18 protein-coding genes are annotated in these 23912 nt (G+C 68.1%); 9 read left to right on the top strand and 9 right to left on the bottom strand.

Annotation, left to right across the window (positions count from 1 at the left end; all coding sequences use genetic code 11):
* Nucleotides 1-5 precede the first annotated feature (5 nt).
* The 3 genes from OHA58_RS22470 to OHA58_RS22460 all read left to right on the top strand — a co-directional run bounded on the left by OHA58_RS22470 (nt 6) and on the right by OHA58_RS22460 (nt 2757).
* Nucleotides 6-461 carry a very short patch repair endonuclease gene (locus OHA58_RS22470; RefSeq protein WP_405480927.1) on the top strand — a complete coding sequence of 152 codons (456 nt, stop codon included), beginning with the start codon at nt 6-8 and terminating at the stop codon, nt 459-461.
* Nucleotides 458-1429, top strand: coding sequence for a DNA cytosine methyltransferase (locus OHA58_RS22465; RefSeq protein ID WP_405480925.1), 972 nt, complete (start codon nt 458-460; stop codon nt 1427-1429). The genes OHA58_RS22470 and OHA58_RS22465 overlap by 4 nt, the downstream gene beginning before the upstream one ends.
* Before the next feature lie 80 nt (nt 1430-1509).
* Nucleotides 1510-2757 (top strand): DNA cytosine methyltransferase, encoded by a 1248-nt coding sequence (locus tag OHA58_RS22460; protein ID WP_405480923.1) that lies wholly within the window; start codon nt 1510-1512, stop codon nt 2755-2757.
* A gap of 16 nt (nt 2758-2773) precedes the next feature.
* Here the strand turns inward: OHA58_RS22460 and OHA58_RS22455 are convergent, their stop codons facing one another.
* Genes OHA58_RS22455 through OHA58_RS22445 form a run of 3 tightly spaced genes read right to left on the bottom strand, consistent with a single transcriptional unit; the run spans nt 2774 to nt 6785 of the window.
* The gene (locus OHA58_RS22455) at nt 2774-3673 is read right to left on the bottom strand and encodes a DUF6339 family protein (RefSeq protein ID WP_405480921.1); all 900 of its coding nucleotides are present in this window, start codon (nt 3671-3673) and stop codon (nt 2774-2776) included.
* Nucleotides 3670-4662, bottom strand: coding sequence for a hypothetical protein (locus tag OHA58_RS22450; protein ID WP_405480920.1), 993 nt, complete (start codon nt 4660-4662; stop codon nt 3670-3672). Before OHA58_RS22450 ends, OHA58_RS22455 begins: the two co-directional genes overlap by 4 nt.
* On the bottom strand, nt 4659-6785 hold the full coding sequence (locus OHA58_RS22445; protein WP_405480919.1) for a helix-turn-helix transcriptional regulator: 2127 nt from the start codon (nt 6783-6785) through the stop codon (nt 4659-4661). Before OHA58_RS22445 ends, OHA58_RS22450 begins: the two co-directional genes overlap by 4 nt.
* 668 nt (nt 6786-7453) lie before the next feature.
* On the opposite strand from OHA58_RS22445, the gene OHA58_RS22440 reads away from it, so the two are divergent.
* Genes OHA58_RS22440 through drmB form a run of 4 tightly spaced genes read left to right on the top strand, consistent with a single transcriptional unit; the run spans nt 7454 to nt 19255 of the window.
* A complete protein-coding gene (locus OHA58_RS22440) occupies nt 7454-12235 on the top strand; it encodes a DEAD/DEAH box helicase (protein WP_405480917.1) in 4782 nt (1593 codons plus the stop codon).
* Nucleotides 12232-14136 (top strand): UvrD-helicase domain-containing protein, encoded by a 1905-nt coding sequence (locus OHA58_RS22435; protein WP_405480915.1) that lies wholly within the window; start codon nt 12232-12234, stop codon nt 14134-14136. The genes OHA58_RS22440 and OHA58_RS22435 overlap by 4 nt, the downstream gene beginning before the upstream one ends.
* On the top strand, nt 14133-17384 hold the full coding sequence (locus OHA58_RS22430) for a helicase-related protein (protein ID WP_405480914.1): 3252 nt from the start codon (nt 14133-14135) through the stop codon (nt 17382-17384). The genes OHA58_RS22435 and OHA58_RS22430 overlap by 4 nt, the downstream gene beginning before the upstream one ends.
* Nucleotides 17381-19255, top strand: coding sequence for a DrmB family protein (gene drmB, locus OHA58_RS22425; RefSeq protein WP_405480913.1), 1875 nt, complete (start codon nt 17381-17383; stop codon nt 19253-19255). The genes OHA58_RS22430 and drmB overlap by 4 nt, the downstream gene beginning before the upstream one ends.
* 448 nt (nt 19256-19703) lie before the next feature.
* On the opposite strand, the gene OHA58_RS22420 is transcribed toward drmB, so the two are convergent.
* Complete coding sequence (locus OHA58_RS22420; RefSeq protein ID WP_405480911.1) at nt 19704-19925, bottom strand: DUF397 domain-containing protein; 222 nt, start codon at nt 19923-19925, stop codon at nt 19704-19706.
* On the bottom strand, nt 19918-20712 hold the full coding sequence (locus OHA58_RS22415) for a helix-turn-helix domain-containing protein (protein ID WP_382603532.1): 795 nt from the start codon (nt 20710-20712) through the stop codon (nt 19918-19920). Before OHA58_RS22415 ends, OHA58_RS22420 begins: the two co-directional genes overlap by 8 nt.
* A 196-nt stretch (nt 20713-20908) precedes the next feature.
* On the opposite strand from OHA58_RS22415, the gene OHA58_RS22410 reads away from it, so the two are divergent.
* Complete coding sequence (locus OHA58_RS22410; RefSeq protein ID WP_405480910.1) at nt 20909-21220, top strand: hypothetical protein; 312 nt, start codon at nt 20909-20911, stop codon at nt 21218-21220.
* Nucleotides 21217-21612: a hypothetical protein gene (locus tag OHA58_RS22405; RefSeq protein WP_405480909.1), complete on the top strand. Its 396-nt coding sequence runs from the start codon at nt 21217-21219 to the stop codon at nt 21610-21612. The genes OHA58_RS22410 and OHA58_RS22405 overlap by 4 nt, the downstream gene beginning before the upstream one ends.
* Before the next feature lie 38 nt (nt 21613-21650).
* On the opposite strand, the gene OHA58_RS22400 is transcribed toward OHA58_RS22405, so the two are convergent.
* The 4 genes from OHA58_RS22400 to OHA58_RS22385 all read right to left on the bottom strand — a co-directional run bounded on the left by OHA58_RS22400 (nt 21651) and on the right by OHA58_RS22385 (nt 23912).
* A complete protein-coding gene (locus tag OHA58_RS22400; protein ID WP_405480908.1) occupies nt 21651-22085 on the bottom strand; it encodes a DUF4440 domain-containing protein in 435 nt (144 codons plus the stop codon).
* 126 nt (nt 22086-22211) lie between these two features.
* Nucleotides 22212-22913 (bottom strand): contact-dependent growth inhibition system immunity protein, encoded by a 702-nt coding sequence (locus OHA58_RS22395; RefSeq protein ID WP_405480906.1) that lies wholly within the window; start codon nt 22911-22913, stop codon nt 22212-22214.
* A gap of 40 nt (nt 22914-22953) precedes the next feature.
* Complete coding sequence (locus OHA58_RS22390) at nt 22954-23262, bottom strand: RNase A-like domain-containing protein (RefSeq protein ID WP_227294957.1); 309 nt, start codon at nt 23260-23262, stop codon at nt 22954-22956.
* Nucleotides 23259-23912, bottom strand: coding sequence for a hypothetical protein (locus OHA58_RS22385; protein WP_405480905.1), 654 nt, complete (start codon nt 23910-23912; stop codon nt 23259-23261). The genes OHA58_RS22390 and OHA58_RS22385 overlap by 4 nt, the downstream gene beginning before the upstream one ends.

The raw sequence follows: 23912 nt of genomic DNA, 5'->3' as shown, positions 1-23912 counted from the left end.
GCATCATGATTACCGCCAAACCTTCCTCGCCCGGCGTCTCCGCGAGAATGAGCCGCCAGGCGAGCAAGGACACCGCCCCCGAGGTCGCGGTCCGCCGCCTCCTCCACGCCTCGGGCCTGCGGTACCGCCTCAACGTGCGCGTTCCGGACATGCCCAGACGGACGATCGACATCGCCTTCCCGGGGGCAAAGGTCGCGGTCTTCATGGACGGCTGCTTCTGGCACGGCTGCCCTGAACACGCAACGCAGCCGAAGGCGAACGCGGAGTGGTGGCGCACGAAGCTCGACCGGAATATGGGCCGGGACATCGAGACGACCAGTCATCTGACGGCGGCGGGGTGGACCGTCCTGCGGTTCTGGGAGCACGAGAGTCCAGATGTCGTGGCCGGCGAGGTGAGAAACGTCGTCGATCGGAAACGATCCGGGGTACAGAAACAACAGCGAGAAAGTGGGGGCGAATGAGCGGGTTACGGTCCGTCGATGTATGCGCGGGCGCGGGCGGGCTCGCGGTGGGGCTGGAGCAAGCGGGCTTCGAACCGGTGCTACTCCTGGACGACAACCCGGTGGCATGCGAAACCCTGCGGATGAACCGGCCGAGATGGAAGGTTCTCCAGGAGAACCTTCTGGACTTCGATCCGGCCGAGCACCAGGAGACGTACGACGTCGACCTGCTGTCGGCGGGACCGCCCCGGGTGAAGTCCAACGCCACCGTCGCCCGGACGGAGACCCACGAGGAACAGCGGCTCCTTGAAGCGGCCGTATTGCTGACCCACGCGATCCAGCCGCGGGCTCTGCTGATCGAGAACGTACCCGGCCTGGTGGACGCACCCGAGTTCGTGACGGTTCGCGATTTCATCCACAAGGAACTCGAACACCTCGGATACCGGTTTGAGTGGTTCGTCCTGAATGCAGCCGACTTCGGCGTGCCACAGGATCGCAAGCAGGGGGTTCTCGTCGCCCTCAAGAAGAGGTATTTCGACGCCTTCCGTAAGCCGACGCCGACCGTTCAGGAACATGTTCCCGTAGGCAGGGCGCTGCGCAGATCCATGGCCGCCAGGGGCTGGCGGGACGCCGACCGATGGGCGGCCCAGGCGCTCTGCGTGGCGCCGACCCTCGTGGGCGGCTCCGACAATCGGGGAGGCGCAGACCTCGGGCCGACAGGGACGAAGAAGGCGTGGGCCCGTATCGGCGTCAACGGCGGCACCGTGGCCGACGAGGTCCCGGAGGCGGACTTCGTGTGGGACCCGGGCCTCGGAACCCCCGGCCTGGTCAAGATCACGGACGCGCAGGCGGCCCTCCTCCAGGCCTTCCCCGAGGATTGGCGGTTCGCCGGCCGGAAGACGGCCCGCTACCGGCAGATCGGCCACGCGTCTCCACCACCTGTCGGGGAGGCGCTCGGGCACGCCGTCAGACGCGCCCTCGGTGCCTGACCCGACGGGCTGATCATGGAGCGTTGGCGCCTCGGATGCACGGGACAGAAGATCTTCAACGCCGGCTACACTCAAACCCCATGACCCTCGCACCTCAACCAGCACTCCTACCTGCGGATGTTCACATCGTGGACCTCTTCGCGGGACCCGGTGGTCTCGATATCGCGGCCACGATCATGGGAGTGGAGGACTGCATCGGGGTCGAGTGGGACGACGCGACACGTGAAACGCGAGCGGCGGCCGGTCTGCTGACCACCGAGGAGAAGGACGTCGCCAAGCTGAGCGCGTGTGATCCCGCGGTCGTGGAGGCGAACGTGCTCACCGGCGGCCCGCCGTGCCAGACGTTCTCGGTCGCGGGGAACCGTGAGGGACACAAGGCGCTGGAGGACGTACAGCGCCTTGCAACACTCCTGGTGAGCCCCACGGACGCGGCGGGATTCGAGGCCGTCTGGAAAAGGGTCAAGGCCGAGACCGATGCCATGTCGGACGAACGAACCGGTCTCGTGCTCCAACCGCTGCGCTGGATCATGGAAGCCAAGCTCAAGCGCGGAAGGCCGTACGACGTCGTCGTCCTCGAGCAGGTGCCGACCGTCCTGCCGGTGTGGAAGCACTACGCCAAGATCCTCAAGACCGTCGGTTACGCCGCTGATGCCCACGTCCTGCACGCCGAGGAATTCGGTGTGCCGCAGACCCGTCGGCGTGCGGTGCTGATCGCCCGGTACGCCCCGGGGAACGAGCAGATGAAGGTCCCCTTCCCCGGTCGCACTCATCAGCGGTACCGCCCGGGAGCCGAACGGCTCCCGGAGGGGACCGAGTCGGGGCCGGAGCAGCAGCAGGAGTTGTTCACCGACTCCGACAGCGACGAGAAGGTCGAACCCGGGGTCGAGCCGTGGACGTCGATGCGTGACGTCCTCGACAAGCGGCCCGAGAACTTCGTGGTGGTCTCCAATTACGGCTCGGGCGGCGACCCCAAGAAGCGTGGCCGTCGTACGTCCGCGGACCCGTCCGCCACGGTGACCGGCAAGATCAGACGCAACCGTGTCTTTCTCCTGAAGGAGACGGAGTCCGGCGAGATGGAGGTCGGCGAGGAACTGGAGCGACTGACCTTCGAGGAGGCCGGCCTCCTTCAGTCCTTCCCCGCCGCGTACCCCTGGCGCTCGACCGACGTCGCCCAGCAGATCGGCAACGCGATTCCGCCGCGTCTGTCCCTTCACATCCTCAGTACGGCATTGGGGCTTGGACAGCCGGACGACGCTCTGTTCCCCGCCTTGCGGGGGTGGCGGCCGCCGGCGTCGTCGGCCACGGAGATCACCGCCGAGGACTCCTGAGACGTACGACAGTCGCTCAAGCCGCGCTGTCGTCCGCCGTCGCCTCTTCCTTCCCGCGTACGGGCGCGTCCGCGAAGAGCCCCTCGAAGTAGGTGACGAGGGCCTCCACGGAAGGCTCCGGGGCAACCTCCTCCTCCGGCCCCTCAGGGAGCACGTGCCGGGACACCGCCCGCGCTGATTCCGCGGCCGCGACCCAGTCACGAAGAGGCTCGCCGTCCCGTTCCGCGTCCGGCGCGACGACGTCGTACATGAGCGTGGCCGCCGACGCGTTGATCGCGGCGGCCAGGCCATTCACCTCACGGCCGGTCCGCACGGTCCCTTTCTCCATGAGGCGCACGACGGCCTGAGCCGTGGGCCTGTGGTCGATGACATCGAGTCGCAGCGCGGTGTTGAGCATGTCCTGGTTCGCACAGGCGACCTCGGCGGGTCGGTAGTCGGGGCCGTTGCGGAAGAGTTCGGCCGCCCACCAAAGGCGGGCGAAGGCCTGCTTGTGGTGCGGGCCCTGGAACCTGCTCCTGGCCACGCTCGGCGCGCTGCCGTCCTTCTTCGGACCCGAGATGTGCCGCCAGACGACATAGTCCGGCCCCACCCCCAGGGCCAGGTAGGTCCACAGCCGGGCATCAGCCGCTTCCCTCCTGGTCAGCCGCAGCGTGGCGTGCAGTCGCGGAGCCAGCCAGGCGTCCGCCGCGGTGGGCTTGTCGTCCCCGAACTTGTACATCGCGTCGACGAGCAGGTCCCGTACGGGGTGGAGCCGGCTGCGCGCCTCGTCGCCCGGAATCGGTTCCGTCACCTTGTTCAGCGCGACGGCAGGCACGTCCTCACGACCCGCGAGCAGCCCCTCGCTGATGTACTCGGCGGCCTGCATGTCGGAGATCAGGGCGAGCCGCTCCGGGAAGTGCTCAGGCTTGGCGGTCACGCGTCGGTCTCCTGGTCGAGTCGTGCGATGGCCCGGACGACATCGTCCAGTGTCTTGGACACCTCGGCGCGGCGGGCGGCCGCATAGTGGATACGGGGCTGGAGCCCGGCCCACCCACCACTGCCGGTACGGCGGCGGTGGACGTCGCGCAACGCGTCCTCGGCGGAACGGCCGGGCACGATGTCCGGGAGCATCTCCCGAAGCACCTCGCCCCGCCAGTCCGGCGGGAGGAGCGGGGTACCGTCGTCCTCCATCTCCAGGTCCCCGATGGCTGTGTGGAAGACGGCCGTCCACACGTCGGTGCACAACTGGGCGAGCAGCATGTCCCCGACGAGGCTCTCGACCCTCGACCCCGTGCCTTCCACGAGCGCGGTGAGGCCTTCGAAGTCGGAGTTGAGACGGACAGTGGGCATCCGGCCCGAGGTGTCCACGATCCAGGGCGTGTCCCGGAAGGAGCGCAACCACTCCGCCCCTCGGGCGAAACTAACTGTGGTGACATCGAGTTGACGGTCCCTCAATGGCACGTCGGCCGTGACATCGACCAGCCAGTCCCGTTCGGTGGAAGTGATGATCCGGCCGGCTTCCCCACCGACGGTGGCCACGACGTGCACGGCCAGCGTGGCCCGGTCCAAGTGGTCGGCCCTGAGGAGAGTGATCGCCCCTGACCAGTCACGGCTTTCCCTCGCACCTCGTTCCAGGACGGCGACGGTCCGTGCGTTCGTGGCCTTCTCCGTCAGTACGGCGACGACCGAGACGTCGGACCAGTGGCCCTTCGTCTCCAACTCCCGGGCCGGAACGGTCGCCGACACCGCCAGTCGGGCCGTCTCCCAGTCGTCGCGCTCGGCCCGCCCAAGGGCCACGACCTGCTCGACGACGGAATATCCCTTGGTGTCCAGGTCCTCGCGCGTGTCGCCGGGGCCGCGCAACCGGACGGCGGTGACTCGCGCGGTGACCGCACCAGAGAGTCTGGGGTACGGGAAGGCCTTCACGCGGTGTCTCCTTTACCGGTGTGGAGTTCGACCACAAGCCCGGTCAGTGCGGCCCTCACCGGATGTGTGGACACGTCGGTGACCCCCCGGAAGGAGGCGCGACGGGCTCCTGGGGTGAAGTGCAGGACTCCGTCCACCAGTTCGCAGTTGCTCAGGGCGACAAGCTCCGCCCAACGCACGACGGGGCGGGGGCCCGACCGCACCTCCAGCTTCGCAACGGGGCTCATGCGCCAGCTCTCATCCCCGGTCGGCACCTTCACCTCGGCGGTGACCTGCCACGCACCCGCAGCGTCGATCACGGCGTCCAGATCGTCGAGCTTCGGGGGTTCCGTCGTCGCCTTCCCCTTGGCCGCAGCCTTGCCGGTGACCGTGAGGCGCTTCCCCACCCGACCAGCCCCGCCGCCCTTCTTCTCCTTGGGGATCGCCACCAGTTCCTTGACGGCTTTGTTCGTCTCGGTGGTCAGGGCGCCGATGCGCCGATGCGCCGAAGGCGAGTACCGCATGCGCAGTTCCTCGTTCTGGCCCCACTTGTTGTGCTCCGGCGGCTCGGCGGTCCGCAGGAACTCCTCGGCCTCGCCCGCGAACGGAGCCTCCTCGCCTGCCGCACGACCGGCAAGAAGCACCGCCTGGAACGGGTTGGTCCCCACCGGGAGTTCAGGCACCCGGCTGGTCTTGACGGTCATGCGATTGCCACGCATCGCCGTTACCTGGTTCAACTTGCCGTCGGCATCCGTCGCGTCCGTCACGAGCAGCACCGCCCGGTGCTCACCGGCCGAGCCGGGTCGGCCGTCCCGCTCCGGCACCTTCAGGGGGACCGTGGTCATGGCCACCTGCCCGGCCTCGGTGAGCCGGTCCACCGTGTTCCCGCTGAGGAACGCCTGCAGGGCACGCGCACGGGCGGGTTGGTGCACGAGCGGGTCCACGCGCTCCTCCCGGAGGTACTCGTCCCCATTGCGCAGGGTCCGCACCGACGCCTCAAGGAGGGGCTGGCGCTCTCCACCCGCTGTCATCGCGGCCCAGAAGTTTCGGCCGAGCGCGCGGACCAGTCTGTGGTGCATGCGCTCGAGGCTGTCCTCGTCATCACCTGTGTCGCCGTCATAGGCCTGCCCCGCTCCGACGAGGCTTGCCACATCGTGCGCCCCGACGATGAGGAACGACGTGCCGGGGTCGTCGCTCTCCCGAGTGAGGTGCAGGCTCTCCACCGTCTCCTCCTCGGCCCACCAGGAGCGGACGACATGCACGTTGTCCGCCTCCGCATCGGGGCGACCGAGCCAGGCCGGGCCGGCGTACGGCTTGTTGTCGACCTCGCGCCACGGCAGGTCGAGTCGTCCGATCAACCGCCGTTCCGTGCGCCCTTCATGGGGCTCGGAGAGCGTGGAATTCATGAGGACCAGGCCGAGTCGGCTGGTCGCCCAGAGCGTGGCCTTGCCCAGGCCGTACGAGCCTCCGGCGGCAGAGTCGGACTTGCGACTGTCGAGTTGGCGACGGACCACGGCGGCGAAGCGACCGTCGTCGTAGTCGTCGCCCGTCAGCCCGTTGGCGTTGTAGTCGTCGACGCGGAGCAGTACCAACCGGTCCCGCTCGTACATCTCCTTGATCCCGGCGTTGATGACACGGCCGACCTTCTGATCCTGCGCGGCAGCGGCCTCGTAGTGCGGGAAGAGATCGTCCCAGCGAAGTGCCGTGCGGAATCGGGCCAGCGTCTCCCCGGTCAACTCGTGCAGGGTGTAACGGACTCGTACCGGCCGGTCGTTCTCCTTGCGGCGCTCGTCGAGGCTGTTCTGGGTCGCCTCACGGGCCAGAACCTCCAGGTCGGCCTCGAACGCGAAGGCCGCGGCGTTGCCGAACTCCCGTCCACCGTCGGCGTGTCCGGGGCGGTGGTACCAGGTGACCGGAAGGCCGGCCAAGGTGTCCGTGGTGCGCGTGTGCACCGTGCCGGCATCCATCCCGAGCACTTCGGCGATCTTGTTCACCGTCTCGGTCCGGGGCTCCGCCCTGCCGGTGATCCACGCGGAGACGGCGGCGCGGGTCACTCCCACCGCGTCGGCGAGCTCCGTCTGCTTCATTCTCGCCAGTTGGAGTTGGCGGGACAGCCAGGGCCCGAAGTCCTCTCCGACCTCCACGCTTCACACCCTCCTGGGTCGACGCACACGTTGAGGTGTTCACGCTACAGCACTGGATTGACACGGATGCGGAGTGTCAAATTTTGCTTGACACGCCAGGCGGGCAGCCGGGATCACCAGCTCCTGAAGTCAGGAAAATGCATCCCAGAAGTTCCCCTTATGTCCCCAATTGGGCCTCACGCCCTCGAAAGTGGGAGGCAGCGTTCCGCTTTTTCTCCTTGCGCCCTTCGGGTGGGGCGCGCTAACGTCCTCCGCCAGAAGCGGTGACCGCTCTGAATAAACGCTTCTTCTCTTTTGTTTCAGTGCCGTTCGAGGGATTCCCACGGATCCTTCGTTGCTGCATTCAGAAAACACTTCCCCCGCCTTCGCGTGTCTTCTGCCGTCCTTGTACGAGCAATTCTCCTCACCGCGAAAGGCGTTCCGTGCCCACGACTTTCGGGCTCACCTCCACCTGACGTAACGCACCGGGATTTCCCTGAGAAATCCGGAACCGGGCTCGACGACGCCGCGTCCGTCTGATCGACAGTCACCTCCGAACGGCATCCCGTCAGATCTCCCAACTCCCCACCCTGCCAACCTCCTTACAGGTCACGTGACACCGTTCACGCGGCTTGCACCCGCCACTCCCCCTCTCCCGTGCCCGCCGCTCCAGGAACGGAACTCTGCTCATGGCCAACACCGAATCAGATGTCATCAGAACCGTTGTCGAGCAGTCCGCTCGCGTCCTGGAGACGTATCGGGTCGACCCCGGCCTCATTCCGGAGCACGCGAACGGAGAAAGGCGGATCACTCAGGGCGGTTACGGTGATCGCCAGCTCTTCGAACTGGTCCAGAATGCGGCCGACGAAATTGCGAACGACCCCGGCGGGAAGATCCATGTCGTCCTCACCGAGAAGTATCTCTACTGCGCGAATCAGGGAGACCCGGTCACCCCCGAAGGCGCCGAGACCATCCTTCGGATGAGCATGTCGCGAAAGCGCGGCGGGCAGATCGGCCGGTTCGGTGTCGGCGTGAAGTCCGTGCTCGTCGTGTCCGACGCCCCGGAATTCTTCAGCCGTACTGGCTGCTTCGGTTTCGACCGGGAGTGGGCGTACGAGCAGATCAGCCAGGTGCCCGGGGTCGAGCGTCTCGGCGAGGGGTTCGAGGCACCGGTCCTGCGCATGGCGAGGCAGCTCGACGAAGCAACGGAACGCCGAAACGACGACGTGCTCCACGAGTTGATGGGGTGGGCGACCACGGTCGTCCGGCTCCCGCTGCTCGTCGGAGCGGCCGAGAAGCTGGCACGCGACATGCACGCGGTGTCGGCGGGACGCAAGGAAGGGGCAACTCCCGCACGGGACAGCTTCCCGGCCGGATTCCAGCTGTTCTCCCCGCATGTCGGCGAGGTGACTCTGGAGGACCGCCGTACCCGTCCGGTGGTGCGTCGTGTACTCAGCACCGAACAGGACGGCCACACCCGCACGGTCCACGAGGCGCGGACCGGCAGCACGGCCGCGACCCACCGGTGGAACGTGTTCACGCACGTGCACCACCCCACGGAGCGGGCGCGTCTCAGCGCCGGCGAGATGCACGACCGGATCGCGATCGACGTCTCGTGGGCGGTCCCCGCGTTCACCAAGGACGAGACCACCGGCCTGCTGACCGCCCCTCGCGGACGCGGACGCGGCACGTTCTGGTCCTTCTTCCCCACCAAGTACGACATCACGTTGAGCGGATACCTCAACGGCGCCTGGAAGACGAACGAAGACAGGCAGAACCTCCTGGACTCCTCGCCGTTCAACGAGGAGTTGATCCAGGTCGGGGCGCGCCTGGTGGTCGACTCGCTGCCGAAGCTGGCTCCGGCCGAGGACCCGGCCGCCTACCTCCCCCTGCTGCCCGGCCGAGCCCGTGAGTCGGAGACCGTGAGCTGGGCCGACCGATACCTGACCCGGCACATCTGGGCGGCGACGGCGCAGCGGCCGTCCCTGCCGGACCAGGACGGCGTGTTGCGGATCCCCCGGGACCTCCACTTCCCTCCGGACCTCGGCCGGGCCACCCCCACCGACCAGGTTCGCTGGTTGGGCATGTGGAACGACTACCCCGGACGCCCGGCGAATTGGCTGCACCCGTCGGCGGAGGCCGACAATCTCCGCGCGGGCAAGGTCAAGCACATCCTGGAGGCTTCCGAGCAGGGGCGGTCCACGGTCAAGGAGTGGCTGGAGGCCCTCGTCTCGGACGGGACGGCTGCGGCTTCGGCAGCGGCGATCCGCATTCTTGCCGACATGATCGGCAAGGGGTCCTCGTACGCGATGGAGGCCCGCCACGCGCGCGTCGTGCTCACCGAGGAGCACGGCATGGTCGCCCCCGTCGCGGGCAGGGTGTTCCGTCGGTCGGTCCAGGACGGCCTGAAGGACGACCTTGTGTACGTCGACCCCGAACTGTCCGACGACGACTCGCTGTTGATGGCGCTCAACGCTGTCGGAATCCAGGAGGCGGACGCCCGCGGTCGCTTCGTCGGCGTCCTCGACCAGGGATTCGAGAACTACTCGCCCGAGGACTGGACCCGGTTCTGGGAACTGTTCCACAGTGCCGGCGGCAGCCATGTGTCCGGCGAGGTGAGTGCCCGGGTCGCCACCCCGTTGACCACGCTCCAGGTGCGTGTGGCCGGCGGGACCTTCCGCCCCATGCGGGACTGCATGCTGCCGGGCCCTGTGGTGAACGCCGACTCAGATCCCGCCCTCGCGGTGGACATGGTGTTCCACTCGGACGACGCCGGCTTCTTCCGCGAAGTGGGCCTGCGCGACCGACCGACGGGCGGATACCGCCCGGAGGGCGAGGACTGGTACGAGCGGGCGTACCGCGAGTGGATCTTCGACCAGGCTCTGCGGCAGTGGGACAAGCAGGGCAGCCGGCCGCTGGCCAATCGGATGAAGCTCGAAGGGGCCGCCATGGGCGGGCCCCTTCACCTCCTTCCCCGCATGTCAGAAGTGGCGAAGGCCGCCTTCGTGAAGGCCCTCTCCGACGACGCGGTGATCGACCAGTGGACGCGCCAGTTCGGCGCGCAGGTCAGCACACGGCGGGCCATCCCCTCGCCGCTGCGCTGGATGGTCCGCCACCACGGGCGGGTCATGACCTCCCAGGGCGTCAAGCCGCTCACGGACGCCGTGGGACCGCAGCTCGATGCCTATCGGGACCTGCTGCCGGTCGCGGCCGTCAGCTCCGAGAAGGCCCGCAAGCTAGGGCTTCCCACCACGCTGGAAAAGGTGCCGGACAGGCACTGGGAACAGCTCCTGGAGAAGCTGCGCGAGAGCGAGGACGACGCCTTCGTCGGCAACATGTACGTGATGCTGACCCGCCTGGAGGTCGCCTTTCCCGAGGACTCCCTCACCCGTTGCCGGGTCGGCACGGAGTGGAGCACCCGCGAGGACGGCGAGATCGCCGTGGCCGCGTCGGCGGAGGAGTACAAGGCTCTGCGCGCCGAACAGGTCCCCGCCCTGCTCACCGCCTCTCCAGCGGACGCCGATCTTCTGGTCAAGCAGTGGGGAATGCTCCCGTTCGCCGACGTCATCAGCAAGGAGACCCGGCACGTCGCGGCCGGTGAACCGATCCCTCTCCGGGACGCCTATCCCACGCTCCGGCAGCGGGTCGGCAGGGCGGCCAACGATCATTCCATGTTGCGCTGCTCCGAGCTGGAGGAGGTCGTCCGAACCCCCAACGGCATGCGACCCACCCCGCTGAAGAGCGCCCTGCACGGCACCGTGGTGCTGGTCCTCGAACCGGCCTCGGATCTGGAGGCCCTGATCGCCGTGGACCGTGAACTGCGTCTGAATCTGCGCGAGACGGGTTGCCGTCAGGTGCTTGAGGCGCAGGAGATGCAGGAGCAGAACCGGAAGGTGCAGGAGACCCTGCAGGCGGTGCGCGACGCCGAGAACGTGGTGACCAAGCTGGAGTTGCTCATCGGTGCCGACGCTCTGCGCGCCGGTCTGCCCACCGGCCTGCTGGATAGTGAGCGGGCGGGCCTGGGTGGGGCCGAGCCGTCCGGGACCCGCATCGCACAGCTGGCGTTCAACGCTCACGGGGACGGAATTCTCCAGGTGCACGTCAGGGACCTTCAGGCGAACTACCCGACCGGCGCTCCGTCCTCGTTCACCGGCAGCTCCCGGGCACTCGCGTTCGTCTCCGACCTTGACTTCCCGGACTCGTTCGCCGGGGTCAAGGCGCCCACCCTGGAGCCCCGGATCGAGGTGTCCGGGCCCACCCAGTTCCCCCGACTCCACGACTATCAGGAGCGGTTGGCGGCCAACGTGTTCAGCATGCTGGACCGGCTCGCCCCGCAACGCGGGATGCTCTCCCTTCCCACCGGCGCGGGCAAGACGCGCGTCACGGCCGAAGCGGTGATCCGCTGGGCCAAGCAGGTGGATGGGCTGTCCGGTCCGATCCTGTGGATCGCGCAGAGCGAGGAGCTGTGCGAACAGGCCGTGCAGAGCTGGAAGTTCGTCTGGGAGAAGGTCGGCGCGGAGACGCCGCTCGTGATCAGCCGGCTGTGGTCCACCAACGAGGCCGGGCCGATCGCGGACAGGCCGCATCTAGTGGTGGCCACCGACGCCAAGCTGAGGGTCTGCCTCGGCTCTGACGCCTACGCCTGGCTGCACCGGGCCGCACTCGTGATCGTCGACGAGGCCCACACTGCCATCTCCCCCCAGTACACGGAGATCCTCTCCCACCTGGGTCTGACCCCGTCCCGAACGGACCGGCACTTGCTCGGCCTGACCGCGACGCCGTTCCGCAACACCAATGTCGAGGAGACTCAGCGCCTCGTCCGCCGATTCGGCAGTACGCGGCTGGACGACGGCGTCTTCGATACGGGAGACCCGTACGCCGAACTTCAGGAACTCGGCATGCTGGCCCGCGTGGAAACCCGCGAACTCGCGGGCGGAACGATCCGGTTGAAGCCGGAGGAGCAGAAGTACGCCGAGCAGTTGAGCATGCTGTCCAAGGCTGTCGAGCAGGAGCTCGCGGAGGACCACGACCGCAACGACCGGATCATCACCGAGATCGAGACCATGCCGGCCGACTGGCCCGTACTGGTCTTCGCCACCTCGGTCAGCCATGCCAAGTTCCTGGCGGCCAAGCTCAACGACCGGGGCATCACCGCCGCGGCCGTCGACTCGGCGACATCGACGTCCGACCGCCGTCGCCGGATCGACGCGTTCCGCAGCGGTCGCACTCGGGTCCTCACCAACTACGGCGTCCTGACCCAGGGGTTCGACGCGCCCGCCACAAGGGCGGTCGTCGTTGCCCGCCCCACCTACAGCCCCAACGTGTACCAGCAGATGATCGGTCGCGGGTTGCGCGGTCCGCGCAACGGCGGCAAGGAAACGTGTCTGATCCTCAACGTCCGCGACAACATTACCAACTACGGAAAGGCCTTGGCCTTCACGCAGTTCGAGCACCTGTGGAGCAAGAAGTGATAGACGCGTACGCCGGCAGCCCGCAGCTCACCGATGCGCAGCGGGCCGTCGTCGAACAGCCCTGGGACGCGCGCGTCCTGGTCACGGCCGGGGCCGGATCGGGTAAGACGCACACGTTGGTGCGCAGGCTCGACGCGTTGGTCGGTCACCAGGAGGATGCCTTGGAGGCGGGCGAGATCCTTGTGCTCAGCTTCTCCCGGGCCGCCGTGCGTGAGCTGCGCCACCGCATCGCTACCCATGGGGAACGCGCGAGGCGTGTGCGGGTCCAGACGTTCGACTCGTGGGCGTACTCCCTCCTGGTCCACTCCTACCCGGACGAGGATTGGAGTCGCATCGGCTTCGACGAGCGGATCAGGGCGGCGACCGAGGCCATCGGCAAGGGAGCGGTCGAGGTCGGGGAGGCCGGTCCGCCCGCCCATGTGGTGATCGACGAGGTCCAGGACCTCGTCGGCGACCGCCGGGACATGGTCGAGACGTTGCTGGACCAGTTCCAGGACTCTTGCGGGTTCACCGTGGTCGGTGACTCCGCACAGTCGATCTACGGCTTCCAGATCGAGGACCCGGACGCCCGGGCCGCCGAGGTCGACTACTTCTTGACCTGGTTGCGCACTTCGTACTCCGACGATCTGGTCGAGCTCCACCTGACCGAGAACTTCCGTGCGGAGACCGAGGAGGCGCGGACCGCTCTGTCGCTCGGTCCGGAGATCCAGCGGCTCGGCCCCGACCCGGCAGGGAAGGACGGCGAACGCCTCTACCGTCGGCTGTGCGGACAGCTGTCGGTCCTCCCCGACCTGGGCACGCTGGAGGATCCGTCCACCGTGGCGTCGCTTCGCGACTTCCCCGACAGTTGCGCGATACTCACCCGGAACAACAGCCAGGCGCTGGTGGTTTCCGAACTGCTCACCGCCCAGGGCATCGATCACTGTCTCAAGCGATCCCTCCGAGATCGCCCCGTGCCGTACTGGATCGCCGAACTGTTGCGACGCGCCGGCGCGCCCACCCTGGCCGAGGCACGCTTCCTGGAGATCCTCGCCGCGATTCCGCTGCCGGATAACACCGACCCGGCGCAGCTGTGGCGCTCCCTGCGTGGTGTGGCGCGGGGGCCCCGCGGGTTTCTGGACCTGGGCAAGGTCCGCCGCGCGGTCGCGGAGGGGCGCTTCCCCGATGAACTCGTGGTCCCGGAGTCGGCGCGGCTGGTCGTATCGACGGTGCACCGGGCCAAGGGGCTGGAGTACGACCGGGTCATCCTGCTCGCGCCGCCCACGCCGGCGGAGCTGCGCAAGCGGCACACCACGGTGGACCCGGCAGCGGAGGCACGTGCCCTGTATGTCGCGATGACCAGGCCTCGCGTGGACCTGTGCCACGTGAAGGCCCCGAACACGTCTCATCTCCGTCGAGAATGCCGGACCGGCCGTCATTACATCGGCGGTTGGCAGTCGTACCGGAGATTCGGAATCGCGGCGGCCGATCGTGACGTCTGCCATGAGGTGCCGCCGGGCACGGACGTGCCCGACACCACGGCCCTCGCGGTGCAGGAGTACCTACTCACGCACGTGCACCCCGGCGACCCGGTCACCTTGCGGCTGCGGCACGAACTGCCCATGGGCGTGGACCAGAGCCCGCCGTACGCGCTGCACCACGCCGGTCGCGAGATCGGGGAGGTCTCGGAGCAGTTCCGCAGGGATCTGTTCACGGTCGAGAAGGTCTCCGCGAACTGGGAGATCACGTGGCCCTTCGAGATCACCGGGCTCCGGGTAGACACCCTCGAAACGGTGGCGGGCAGTGCCGCCGTCGGCGCCCGCGCCGGACTGGGCGACCACGGCGCATGGGTGGTTCCAAGGATCACGGGACTCGGCCGTTATCGGCGTACATCGGGCTCACAGCAGGAGGTTCAGGCATGACACATGAGGCGAACGGACCGCACGACGCCCACTATCGGGCCCGCGAGGACCTGGTCGAGCGACTGCGCAGGGACCTGCTCGGGCCGGCCGACGACGCCACCGGCGAGGACCGCGAGGAGATCCTGACCCAGGACGCGCCGATCACCGTCTATCCCATGGGGGTGCTGTTCCCGCGGCCCGCCGACGCCGAAGCGCGGGCCGCCCGCCAGGAGGACGTGAAGGAACAGGACGGTTCCGACGCGGCGCCGGTCCTGAGCCGTGACAGCGTCGAGGAGTCGTCGCCTGCCGCGGAGCCCCCGTCGGGCGACGACCGCAGGCCCTCCAGTATGGGATTGACCTTCGCCGTCGATCCGACGGCGGCCGAGACGATCGTGGTCGCTGTACGAGCCGCCGCGTACGACCCGATCGGCGCCGACGGGCGCAGGGTCGCGCCTAAGCGGGCCGAAGCCCGTACCACCGCGGACCAGCGCGAGCACTGGCGTCGCCGGGTGCTCGACCTGCCGGACTTCTCGGTGGACATCACCCGGCCCGGGCGCTTCCATCCGCAGAAACCACTCGGCGGCGGTGTAGATCTGGAGGTCTTCGTCCGCAGGCCGAGCGCCGCCAACGGAACGGTCACCGTCACCGCGACGCTGATCAACGAGAACAAAGTGGGCGAGCGGGAACTCCAGGACGCCTTCGCCCTGTTCCAGCCCCGTCTGACCGTCACCGCGGCCAACGGTACGTCCGCGTTCGTCGAGCGTCCGGCCGCTCTCACCGCTGTCGACCAGGAGCTCGGCACCAGTCGACTGCTTCACCGGCACGCCCCGACGTTCGCGGTCGGCCACGGCTGCTCGGCCGACTGGGACTGGGCTCCGCCCCCGGTCGGTGTCACCGACATAGAGCGGGCCGCGATCACCGAAGTGCGCACCGAGTTCCTCCCCACGCACGAGGTGCTCCTCACCGACTCCAATCCGGAGATCGACGCCTCGGCACTCACCATGCACGGCCTGGCCACCCTCCCGGACTCCGAAGTCCTCGCCGCGCTGGAGGGGTTGGCGAACGGCTACGAGGAGTGGATCGCGCGGAAGGACGCCGAGGCCGCGCAACTCGCCGGCTCGCCGTACGAGGACGCCGCTCGTGAACAGATCCGCGCCTGCCGCCAGGCGCTGTGCCGAATCCGCCAGGGTGTCCGGCTCCTTCGGGACAAGCCCGACGTGATGGAGGCATTTCGGCTGGCCAACCGCGCCATGGCCGACCAGCGGGCACGCAGCGCCTGGGTGAAGGACGGCCGCGTCGGCGAACCCGAGGTCGCATCCGGCCGTTGGCGCCCGTTCCAGATTGCCTTCATCCTCCTGTGCCTCACCGGGATCGACGATCCAGACCACGACGACCGTCGCATCTCCGACCTCCTCTGGTTCCCCACAGGCGGTGGCAAGACCGAGGCCTATCTGGGGCTGATCGCCTTCACGACCTTCCTGCGTCGCATCCGCGGGCAGGAGCGCGGCGGTGGCGTGACCGTGCTCATGCGTTACACCCTGCGCCTGCTCACGCTCCAGCAGTTCGAGCGCGCCACGATCCTCATCTGCGCGATGGAGCTGATGCGCCGCCGCGATCCCGACCTCCTGGGACGCGAGGAGATCTCGATCGGGATGTGGGTGGGCCGCTCCGCGACGCCCAACAAGCTGAAGGTAGCCGCGGAAAAGCTGAAGGATCTGCGCGGGGGTGCGAGCCTCCAGAAGGAGAATCCGGCCCAGCTCCACTACTGCCCGTGGTGCGGCACGGCCATGGACGCGAACGACTACGAGGTGGACGAGGACGCCAGACGCCTCTACGTCCGCTGCCCCGGCGACCACTGCGACTTCACCGCCGGGCTTCCGGTGCACCTCGTGGACGAGGCGGTGTACGACGCCCGGCCGACGCTGGTCATCGCCACCGTCGACAAGTTCGCCTCGATGCCGTGGCGGGAGAGCACCGCGGCGCTGTTCAACCGTGACCGCTCCGACGGCACACCGCCGCCCGAACTGATCGTCCAGGACGAGCTGCACCTCATCTCCGGTCCCTTGGGCACGCTCACGGGCCTGTACGAGACGGCCGTGGACGCACTCGCCGACCAGCCCAAGGTGATCGCCTCGACCGCGACCATCCGACGCGCCGCCGACCAGGGCAAGGCCCTCTTCGACCGTGAGGTTCAGCAGTTCCCGCCGGCCGGGCTCGACTCGCGGGACTCCTGGTTCGCGGTGGAGACGCCGCGAGCGGTCAAGGCCAGCCGGCGTTACGTCGGGTTGCTCACGCCCGGCACCAGCCAGTCGACTCTGCTGATCCGCACTTACGCGACCCTTCTGCACCAGGCGATGCGTACCGACACCTCCGAGAAGGTGCGAGACGCCTACTGGACCCTGGTCGGTTACTTCAACAGCCTGCGTCTGTTGGCAGCCGCCGAACTCCAGGTGCACGACGATGTGGTGTCGTACCTGGAGCTTCTGGCCGAGCGGGACGGCACCTCGCCGCGTTCGACGGACGGCTACTCGGAGCTGACGAGCCGTATCGATGCGAGCGCCATCCCTGCACGTCTCAAGCAGATCGAGAAGCGGCTTCCGGACAAGGACACCGTGGACGTCCTGCTCGCGACGAACATGATCTCGGTCGGGGTCGACGTGGACCGGCTCGGTCTCATGGCCGTCATGGGCCAGCCGCAGACGACCGCCGAGTACATCCAGGCAACCAGCCGGGTGGGCCGTGCCCACCCGGGTCTGGTGACCGTCATGCTCAACTCGGCGCGATCCCGGGACCGTTCGCACTACGAGAACTTCCTGCACTTCCACTCGGCGTTGTACCGCGAGGTCGAGTCGACGTCGGTCACCCCGTTCTCGTCCCGCGCCCGCGAACGCGGACTGCACGCCGTCGTGGTAGCGCTCACCCGGATCCTGATCCCGGTCGCGCGGCCGAACGACGCGGCCGGTCGTATCCACGACTACCTCGACCAGATCCAGGACGTGATCAAGCCTGTCCTGATGGCCCGCGTCCACGGCATCGACAAGGACGAGTACCAGGCCACCTCGGACGCCTTCGACGAGTTCGTGAAGTGGTGGGTGGACGAGGCCGGATACCACGGCGGCCTGCTGTACGAACCCGTGCGCGGCAAGAAGAGCCCGTCCCTGCTGAAGGCGTACGACGACGAGTCGGAGGACGCCGAGGCCTGGTCGACCTTGTGGAGTCTGCGCGACGTCGACGCCGAGTCCGCCCTGTTCATGGAGGCTTCCCGATGACCCCGCCCCCCGCACGCCATCGCCGCGGCGCCGACGCCACTCCGCGACACAACCTCCCGCGACGCGGGGCCGTGCGCCGCGCGCAGATGATCACTACGTACGGTGTCGGCTCCCTGATCGCCGTCGACAACGAGTCGTTCATCGTCTCCGGGATCGACGGCGCGGACGCCTCCTGGAGCCGGGACGAGGCGCCGACCATCCACGAACACCGACTGGCGCGGGTCCTCTCCAACGAGCTCGGCTTTCGGGTCGCCCACTTCCGGCTACCTCCGGCCTCGACCGACGACAGCCGGGACGGGATCCGCGTGCGGCGCTTCCCGCTGTGGCACTCGTGCCCGGGCTGTGGCTCGCTCCAGCATGTGAAGGGCTTCAACCCTCCGCCGGGCAGGAACATCTGCACCGACTGCGAGGAGGATCTCGTCCCGTCCCGCTTCGTCGTGGCCTGCGAGCACGGGCACATCGACGACTTCCCGTACTGGCAGTGGACTCACCGGGGCAACCGCGCCGAGGGAGAGTCCGGCCTCTGCGGAGGCGAGCTGCGCCTGCGCACCTCCGGCCGCTCCGCCTCGCTCCGGTCCATCCTGATCTCCTGCACCTGTGGTGTGCCCGAGGTCTCGATGGAAGGAGCGTTCCGTCGCTTCGCGCTCATCGATCTCAAGGTCAGCTGCTCCGGCAGGCGGCCCTGGCTCAAGGACGCGCCCGCCGAGTCCTGCTCGCAGCCGCCGCGCACCCTGCAGCGTGGTTCGTCCGTGGTGTGGCAGCCGGTGCTCAAGTCGGCCCTGTCCATCCCTCCGTGGAGCGACGGCCTCGCGGACCGACTCGCCGACCGTTGGGACGACCTGCGTAAGTTCGCCGGCGAGCCGATCTCCCTGGAGGCGTATCTCAAGGGCGCGTTCCCGAACGAGACGATTCCCGTCGAAGCGGTCCTCGCGCTCCTCGATGCCGAGGCCCAGGAGGACCCGGAGCCGGACGCGCCCGCGCCCACCGGGCGGGACCACCGCTACCTCGCCCTGCGGAAGCAGGAGTACCAGCACCTGTGCGCGGGGAACGCGGAACTCGATCAGGATCGCCGTCAGCAGTTCATGTGCGAGCCCCCGGTATCCGATGCCGCCCCGCTCGCGCCTACCGGCATAGTCGCCCCCATGCTCGTCAAGCGCCTCCGTGAGGTGCGTGCGCTGAAGGCCTTCTCCCGGGTCACGGCCCCCGACTCCAATGTCGAGGTCCACGAGGCGCCCCTCTCGCTCAAGCCCACCAACTGGCTCCCCGCCATGGAGGTCCGGGGCGAGGGGGTCTTCCTCCGCCTGGACGAGCAGCGCCTCGACGACTGGACCGAATCCGTCGCCGTGGCCGCCCGCGTCGAGCGCATGCGCACCAGCCACGAACGGCTCCTGAGGGAGAGGGCCTCGGATCCGTTGAAGGTCCCTGATTCTCCCGCCGCCCCACGCATGGTCCTGCTCCACACCCTGGCCCACGCGCTGATCAACGAGTGGAGCCTGGACGCCGGGTATCCGGCCGCTTCCCTCCGGGAGCGCCTGTACGCCGACGACACGATGGCCGGAGTACTGATCTACACCGCCACGAGCGACTCGGCGGGAAGCCTCGGCGGCGTGGTCGCCCAGGGCGAACCCGACCGCCTGGCTCAGGCCCTGCGCTCGGCGGTACGCCGCGCCGAGTGGTGCTCAGCCGATCCGTTGTGCGTCGAATCGGAAGGCTCCGGCGCGGGCAGCACCAACCTGGCCGCATGTCACGCCTGCGTGATGCTTCCGGAGACCAGCTGCGAGCACAACAACTGCTTGCTCGACCGCGCGCTCCTGGTGGGCACCCCGGACGACCCCTCCATAGGGTTCTTCTCGGGTCTCCTCCAGAGCTGAGGCAACCACGGGCACCCCCACACATCAGGCAGAGTTCAAGGCAGCCGCCTGAGGCACCGCCTCGGGCGGCCGGCCGCGTCAGCCACCCGACCCACCGAGCAGCTTTGAACTACCCGCCACAGACCTCGCACCACACGGTCTTACCAACACTCCGCCCCTCAACTCCCCGGTCCGACGCGACCTCCTGCACGATGAGCAGCCCCCGGCCGAACCGCTCGCTCTCGCTCGCCGACCGTGGCTCCGACGACAGCTCTCCCCTGGGGTCGGAGATCGAAATCTTCAACGCGCTGTTAGCAACAGTCAGTTCCACTTGAAAGAGGGGCCCCGGAGACAGCCGCGCAGCAGTGAATTCATCGCCGACTCCGACACCAGAAGCGCAACCGCACCTGCCTGCTGTGCCGTCACTCCTCGACCAGTCCAGCCATCACGTCCGAGCTGGCGCGAGAGGTCAGGAGTGGAGGGTTCCGGCCTTGACCGCTGTGATGAACGAGGACCAGCCAGCCAAAGGGAAGACCAGTGCGGGCCCATTGGGGGTCTTGGAGTCGCGGACGGGGATGCCTGCGGGGTGGTTGTCCAGGACTTCCAGGCAGCTGCCGCCCTGGTCGTTGCTGTAGGACGACTTCCGCCAGCCCTTCAGTGACGCCGCGTGCGGGATGCTTCGGTCAGTCATGGCGTTCGTAGTCCCTTGCTGTTGCCCTGAGTAGAGCCAATGATTCCTTGAGTGGCAGCGCGTTGCCCAGGGCGAAATCGTAGCGATGTTGCAGCTCCTGAACCACGGATGGGCTGTCGTGGATCTTCCCCATGTGCAGCCCCTCGCCGTACGCCGTGGGTGGCTGGTCCTCGAACCACATCAGCGTGAGCATGTTGTTCAGCAGGGGATGGATGCCCAACGTGAAAGGCAGTACGTGCAGTTGGATCCGGCCGACCTCGATGAGGCTCGTGAGGTGGCCGATCTGCTCCGCCATGACATGCGGGCCGCCGATCTGGCGGCGCAGTACGGCTTCATCCAGTAATGCCCACACTACGGGCGCCACTGGATCCGCAAGGATCTTTGCGCGCTCGAGGCGTGTGACAAGGCGCCTGTCACGCTCCTCTTGCCCCACAGGAGGGAACGACGTGCCCAGAACCGCACGTGCGTACCTTTCCGTTTGGAGGATGCCCGGAATGAAGGACAACGCGAACTCGCGGATTATGGTGGCCTGCTGTTCGAGCTGGAGGGCCGTCTCGAAGTACTCTGCGACCGCCGCGTCTTCCGCCGGCAGGAAGCTGCTGAGCACATCCCCAGTGCCCAACGCTTTGTCCAGCCGCCGCGCGTCCTCCTTTGACGGAAGACGACGCCCTGCCTCGATGTGCGCGATGTGCGAACGCGTCATGATCGCCCGGTCAGCCAGCTCCTGTTGCGTCAGGCCTGCCGCCTCGCGCTGAGCCCTGAACCAATCCCCATAGGTGCTACTCATCGTCAACTCCCGTGTGACAGAGGTCCAGTCACCACAAACCCCCTGGTGAGCGTAACCCTCGCCGTACCACTCTGTAAGTGGATCGCTACACAGCGACGTCCATGCAGGTCGTCCTGCCCTCAGGCACGGAAGACCCCCGCGACCGTCCTCGAAACGGCCCGGGGGCATGGCCACCAACTTCAGAGGAATTGATGACGTGTTGAACCCTATCGCCCGCCTCATCGAGCCGCTGCTGCGGCTTGCATGGCCCGCCTCCGGGCGGCATCGGCAGCACACGGGGGCGCCGCTAGACCCCGTACCCGCAGTCCCCGACCCGCCTCGCCGCCCCTCCCCGCACACGGCGCCCCTCCGTGGTGAAGACTCCCGGCTCGTCCGGCCATATCTCCTCGCCCATGAGCAACGCGAGCAGGCGAAGCGGCAGCGCGCCCGTCGCCGCGCCCTCTGGCTCGCCGTGCATGGCGTGGACATCGGCCCGCGCCTCATCCACGGCGTCGAGGTGGTCGCGTGATCCCCCAGAGCCACGACGCCACATCCGTCGGCCGGCCCAGGCTCCTACCCTGGCCCAACCTCGACGGGAATCCCTGCTACCTCCTCAGCGACGGCACCGGCAGCAGCCATCTCTCCCGCGTGGCCGACAACGTCGAGTCCGTTCAGCTCGACATGGCCGAAGAACTCCTCGACCACGCCGCCGACCTCCTTGGCGACAGCGAAGACGAAGGCGAAGGCGAAGGTGACGACAGGACCACCGCGCACCAACTCCGCTTCCTGGCCGCTCGATTGGCCGAGGCGCTGCACGACGTGCACCGCATCGCCCGTAGCAGAGGCGCCCGCCTCCCCGTGCCTGATGGCGATGACGACGAGCCGGCCGACGCCGAGTTACAGACGAGCGCGGGTCAGTAAAAGATCGCCGATAACGCCCGGTTCCCGCGCACCGGCCGTCAGGGCTGGTCGTACCAAGTGAACGAGGCGATGCGCCAGCCCTCCGGCATGCGGACGAACTGGATGGACTTCGTGCCGCCGCCCTCGAACGGTTCGCCGTTCATGACGCCTGACTTGCGGTACTCGCCGAAGCGCGCTGCGATGTCGCCCGCGATCTCCGTCCGTTCGGTCGTCTCCCACTCGGAGAACTCGACCAGCCGGCCGTCCGACAGAAGCTTCCGGCGCGGCTCGATGAACTCGTCCACCGTGTAGGCCATGGTCGCCGGGCCGGTGCTCACGATCAGCGCGCCCGGGATCGTGAGGCGGCGGATGCGGTCGACGTCCGCCTCACTGCCGCCCCTGTTGTCGAACGCGCCGAAGAATTCCGCCGTGATCGCGTCTATCTCGGTCTTGGTGGTGTTGGTGGTGTTGGTGGTGTTGGTGGTGTTGGGCATGGCCGGGAACGTAGCACCCCAGCCTTCGGCCGCGAATCGTCTTATTGGGCGGCTTTCAATTCCCTTACGCCGAGCAGGTCTTGGGCGCCTGTACCCGCGTCCCGTGACCCACTGTTTGCCGACCTCCTACTCGCCGCCCTGCCCCCGCCCCTCCCCGTAATCCGCCACGAAGCCTCCCCCGCCCACCTGCTCCGCCACCCGTGCCAGCCAGCCCGACGGGGAGTACGGGGTCTCAGGGTCGACCTCCATGCCCAGTTCCGTCAGCGCCAGCGCGTAGTCCGACTCGTCCAGGGGCAGGGCCAGCAGTTCGTGGAGTTCGCCCGCCAGGCGGGCCTTGAGGTGGGGGTCTGTGGTGGTGATGTAGTCCGTGGTCGCCGCGTCATGGTCTGCGAACTCGTCCGGCATGTCCTGGGAGAACCAGCCACCCAGGAACTGCGCCGCCTCCGGGAAGCGGGCGCGCCACTCCCAGTGGGTCAAGGGGGCTGAAGGGGGTGGGACTTCGCCTTCTTCGATGCTCTGCTTGATGTGGTCGGCGAGGATGGCCAGCCAGCCCTGGATGTCGCCCTCGGGCAGGCCGACGTCCGAGACCGAGTAGAACTCGCCCAGGCGCAGGCGCACTCGGCCCGGAGGGTTGCGGGAGTACTCGCGCAGCTGCGTTTCGGCGGTCGCCAGCGCCCAGGGGCGCGTGTGCCAGGTGTGGCGCAGGTAGGCGGTGAGGGCGGTGCTCGGCTTGTCCTCGGTGTCATCGGCGGGCTGGCCGTCGTAGGCGCGCATCACCTGATCCAACTCGCCGTAACGTCGGTCGTGTTCGAGGGGTTTCATGGGCACGGCTGCGGCGTCCTCTACGGGGTGATACGGATACGGCTGGCTACAGGTAGACCGGGAACGTGGCGTGCACGACGAAGCCGTGCGGGCTCGCGTCGTCCCGCTTGAGGATGACGCGCGCGGCCCGTACGTCGACGGGGTCGCGGCCCGCCAGCATCATCGCCTGGAGCAGGACCCGGCCGACCGGGTCCGGGCGGGACGGCCACGCGGCCTCGATGGCGAGGCGGGAGCGGGTCGACTGCGCGAGCCAGCGGTGGATGAGCTGCTCGTTGGCGGTGACCACCTGCTGGGTGGCCCACTGCGCGGTCTCGCGGTCGGGGTAGGTGGCGGAGCGGGTCGGGTGTGCGGTCATGAGTGCTCTCGCTGCATGTGCTCGTTGACGGTGGCGATGAGTTCCCGGAGCCGGTCGCGGGTGGCCCAGTACAGGCGCGACTTGAGCCCGTCCGGGCCCGGGAAGAGGACCAGCGCCCGCTGCGCCTCGGTGGTGTAGGACGCGGCACGCTCAGCGCAATAGGGGTGTTCGTTCGTCACCGCTGACCGGACCGTGTCCGCGAATTCCTGATCCCCTTCGTCCATGAGGATCGCGTCGAATCCGAAGAGGTAGGGGAAGGTCAGCTGGAATTCCCAGCCCGCCATCGGGAGTTCGCCGTACTCGGGTGAGGGCTCGCGGTCGAGGATTCGTACGATCTCGGCGAGCATGCGCAGATACTCCGCCGGGTCCACGTCGCCGGCCGCTCGCTCCGCCTTTTCCCGGAACTCCGGCGGGAAGGGGGCGAGCCCTTCACCACGTTCCACGAAATCCGCGGTGAATTCAAGAACTCCGGAAGCCGTGTAGACGGAACAGTTCCAGTTCGCGATCCAGTTGCCGCGGACGGTGCGGATGTAGCGCCGGATCTCGTCGTCCAGCGACAGCTCGCCCTTGGACTCCTGCGCCTTGACGGCGAGGTCGAGGAGTCGCTGCGCCGGGCCGTCCGAGAACAGTGAGGCAGGGAAGGACTGCAC

It is taken from the genome of Streptomyces sp. NBC_00009 (assembly GCF_045040855.1).
GTDB lineage: Bacteria > Actinomycetota > Actinomycetes > Streptomycetales > Streptomycetaceae > Streptomyces > Streptomyces aureus.
Note: the sequence above shows the minus strand (reverse complement) of the source record. Positions and strands in the feature narration are given on the sequence as shown.